Annotated in this window: 1 protein-coding gene; it reads right to left on the reverse strand. The window is 58.8% G+C overall.

The annotated features are described in order from the left end of the window. Positions 1 to 473: HNH endonuclease (locus EN804_RS34575; protein ID WP_189602146.1), on the reverse strand; the 473-nt coding region annotated here is incomplete at both ends.

Genomic DNA, 473 nt, shown 5'->3' on the forward strand with positions numbered 1-473 from the left:
ATCCGTGCACGCTGTCGAGGTCATTGACCTGCCGCGAGATCAGGATTTCCAGATCGTCGGAGAGGCTGATCAATCCACGATCGAACATCCAATGCGCTGTGCCGGACAGCGCAATGCCGTTGTTGATGATATCCGGGCCATTCCTTTCGACCGGTCGAATATGGGCGGCTGACACCTCCGCCCGCCCGCGACCGTTGATAAGTTTGAGACCTGTGATTGCGCAGCGTTCGTCATAGGCGCGCAAGACAACGCGGCGGAAAACGCGGTCTCGCATGATCCGAGACCCAAGATAGCTCACGCGGTCGCGGGGCTGTTCGAACTCGAATGGCACCTGCTCTTCCTCAAAGCCGGCACCAACCTCATCAACGCGTGGCAACAGCAATTCATTCGTGTCCAGCCCCAGATCGATAATGCGATTGAAGTCGGCTGGACTGATCGGCCGGACGGCCGATTGGGCTCGACCGGAAAGGAGC

This window comes from Mesorhizobium sp. M8A.F.Ca.ET.161.01.1.1, from assembly GCF_004792105.1.
In the GTDB taxonomy this organism is placed as follows: domain Bacteria; phylum Pseudomonadota; class Alphaproteobacteria; order Rhizobiales; family Rhizobiaceae; genus Mesorhizobium.